The sequence below is a fragment of the Pseudogemmobacter hezensis genome, assembly GCF_013155295.1.
GTDB classification, from domain to species: Bacteria; Pseudomonadota; Alphaproteobacteria; order Rhodobacterales; family Rhodobacteraceae; genus Pseudogemmobacter; species Pseudogemmobacter hezensis.
The window spans coordinates 1-3,152 of sequence record NZ_JABJXT010000050.1; the positions used below are offsets into that span (position 1 = coordinate 1).

At 62.7% G+C, this 3,152-nt stretch carries 2 protein-coding genes and 1 pseudogene; all 3 read right to left on the reverse strand.

The window, feature by feature from the left end; genetic code table 11:
- The coding region (gene glnT, locus HOY34_RS21670) for a type III glutamate--ammonia ligase (RefSeq protein WP_172366736.1) at window positions 1–1,331 on the reverse strand (1,331 nt) is incomplete at its 3' end.
- A gap of 105 nt (window positions 1,332–1,436) precedes the next feature.
- Window positions 1,437–2,774, reverse strand: coding sequence for an FMN-binding glutamate synthase family protein (locus HOY34_RS21675; RefSeq protein ID WP_172366738.1), 1,338 nt, complete (start codon window positions 2,772–2,774; stop codon window positions 1,437–1,439).
- A gap of 12 nt (window positions 2,775–2,786) precedes the next feature.
- Window positions 2,787–3,152: pseudogene (locus HOY34_RS21680) on the reverse strand (protein GlxC); the annotation flags it as partial.

A 3,152-nucleotide genomic window follows, 5' to 3' on the forward strand; every position in this document is an offset into this window, starting at 1 on the left:
GTGTTTCTTTTTTCCCATTCAGTGAAATGGCCGCAGTATTCGTTCCATTCCTGTGTTTTCATTTTGATGAGGGCGTTTGAGAGCTCTTCGCCGAGGGCAGATTTGAGGTCGGTATCGGCATCGAAGGCGCGGATGGCGTCGAGCAGGTTCAGGGGCAGCTTGGGCGCGTCTTTGATCAGATGGCCGTCGGTGTAGAAGTTGATGTCTGATCGCGGGCCGGGGTCGGCATTTGTGCGGATCCCGTCGAGGCCTGCGGCCAGGATCACCGCCTGCATCAGATAGGGGTTGGCGGCACCGTCGGGCAGGCGCAGCTCGAACCGGCCGGGGCCCGGGACGCGCACCATATGGGTGCGATTGTTGCCGGTCCAGGTGACCGAATTCGGCGCCCAGGTCGCACCCGATGAGGTGCGCGGCGCGTTGATGCGCTTGTAGCTGTTCACCGTCGGGTTGCAGATCAGCGCCAGCGCTGAGGCATGTTTCATGATGCCGCCGAGGAAGGCGCGGCCCTGGTCGGACAGGCCCAGTTCCTTCGTGTCGTCGGAAAAGGCGTTCGACTTGCCATCCATGGTCCAGACCGAGATATGGGCGTGGCAGCCATTGCCGGTCTTGCCCTGCAGAGGTTTGGGCATGAAGGTGGCGCGCAGCCCGTATTTCTCGGCCAGAACCCGGGTCATGAACTTGAAAAACGCGTGTTTGTCGGCGGTCGCCAGCACATCGTCGTATTTCCAGTTCATCTCGAACTGGCCATTCGCGTCTTCATGGTCGTTCTGATAGGGTTCCCATCCCAGATCGAGCATCGCCTCCGCAATCTCTTTGATCAGATCATAGCGGCGCAGGAGCGCATTCTGATCATAGCAGGGTTTGGTCGCGTCATCGAACTCATCGGCGACGGCGGAACCATCGGGATTTAGCAGGAAGAACTCGGGCTCGACCCCGGTTTTGACGCGCAGGCCCAGGCTTGCGGCCTCATCGACCAGTTTACGCAGCACATTGCGCGGCGCCTGATCGAGGGGCTTTTCCGACATCACCGGGTTTGAGGCCACCCAGGCGACCTCGGGATTCCAGGGCAGCTGGATCACGGTTGAGGGGTCGGGCACCGCCAGCATATCGGGATGGGCCGGGGTCACATCCAGCCAGGTGGCAAAGCCCGCAAAGCCCGCGCCATCGCGGCACATATCCTCAATGGCAGCGGTGGGGGCCAGCTTGGCGCGCTGATAGCCTAAGAGATCGGTGAAAGAGATCATGAAGTAGCGGATGCCACGCTCTTCGGCATAGGCGCGCAGTTCGACACCATTCTGCGGCTTTGCGCATTGCCCTTTGTCCAAGGCCATTTTGTTCGATTCCCTGTTGTTATGGTGAAGGCCAGCCCTTCGAGGGGCGGGTCCTTTGTTCGAAAAAGGAAAGCCGGGCAGAGGCCGCCCGGCTTTCCTGAAGGCTCAGTACCCCCCTCTGCCGGGGATCCAGCTGGTGCCCGCCAGCGGCACGCCTGCCATGGCGGCGGCCTCGACGGTCAGGGCGCAAAGGTCCTCGGGTTCCAGATTGTGGACATGGTTCTTGCCGCAGGCCCGCGCGATGGTCTGGGCCTCAAGCGTCATCACCTTGAGGTAATTGGCCAGCCTGCGCCCGGCCTGAACCGGGTCAAGGCGCTTTTGCAGCTCGGGGTCCTGCGTGGTGATCCCGGCCGGGTCGCGGCCCTCATGCCAGTCATCATAGGCCCCGGCGGTGGTGCCCAGCTTCTGATATTCGACCTCCCAATGCGGGTCATTGTCGCCCAAAGCGATCAGGGCGGCGGTGCCGATGGCGACTGCATCCGCGCCCAAAGCCAGCGCCTTGGCCACATCGGCCCCGGTGCGGATGCCGCCCGAGACGATCAGCTGCACCTTGCGGTGCATGCCCAGATCCTGCAGCGCCTTGACCGCCTGGGGCAGCGCCGCCAGCGTCGGCTGGCCGACGTGTTCGATGAACACATCCTGGGTCGCGGCGGTGCCGCCCTGCATGCCGTCGATCACCACCACATCCGCGCCCGCCTTGACCGCCAGCGTGGTGTCATAATAGGGCCGCGCGCCGCCGATTTTGACGTAGATCGGCTTCTCCCAGCCGGTGATCTCGCGGATCTCAAGGATCTTGATCTCCAGATCATCCGGGCCGGTCCAGTCGGGGTGACGGCAGGCCGAGCGCTGGTCGATCCCTTTGGGAAGATTGCGCATTTTGGCAACCCGGTCAGAGATCTTCTGGCCCAGGAGCATGCCGCCACCGCCCGGCTTTGCACCCTGGCCGACCACGATCTCGATGGCGTCAGCCCGGCGCAGGTCATCGGGGTTCATGCCGTAGCGCGAGGGCAGATATTGATAAACGAGGTGTTTGGAATGGCCACGCTCCTCGGGCGTCATGCCGCCGTCGCCGGTGGTGGTCGAGGTGCCCGAAAGCGTCGCGCCCCGGCCCAGGGCCTCTTTCGCCGCGCCAGACAGCGCCCCGAAGCTCATCCCCGCGATGGTGATCGGGATATCCAGCGTGATCGGCTTTTTGGCGAAACGGGTGCCAAGCACGACCTTGGTCTCGCACCGCTCGCGGTAGCCTTCCAGCGGGTAGCGCGAGATCGAGGCGCCAAGGAACAACAGGTCATCGAAATGCGGCAGGTGGCGTTTGGCGCCGCCGCCGCGGATGTCATAGATGCCGGTCGCGGCGGCGCGGCGGATCTCGGAATTGATCTCCTGGCTGAAGGTCGCCGACTGGCGCGGCACGGTCTGCGGGATCACTTTTTGCTCGTCTTTCATGGGCGATGATCCTCAGTAGGCCGACGCATTGTCGATGTTGAAATTGTAAAGCTTGCGGGCCGAGCCGTAGCGCTTGAACTCTTCGGGTTTGGCATCCGCCCCCGCCTGGGCCAGCAGGTCTTGCAAAATGGCGATATGCTCAGGGCGCATCTCTTTCTCGATGCAGTCTGCGCCGAGGCTCTTCACAGATCCACGCACGAAAAGCCGCGCCTCGTAAAGGCTGTCGCCAAGCGCATCACCGGCGTCGCCCAGCACCACCAGATTGCCCGATTGTGCCATGAAAGCAGACATATGGCCGATATTGCCGTGGACGACGATATTGATGCCCTTCATCGAAATGCCGCAGCGCGAGCTGGCATTCCCCTTGATCACCAGCAG

What these genes read in the sequence shown, in the direction of transcription:
- HOY34_RS21675 (WP_172366738.1), bottom strand. Translation starts at nt 2,774, where the DNA reads ATGAAAGACGAGCAAAAAGTGATCCCGCAGACCGTGCCGCGCCAGTCG.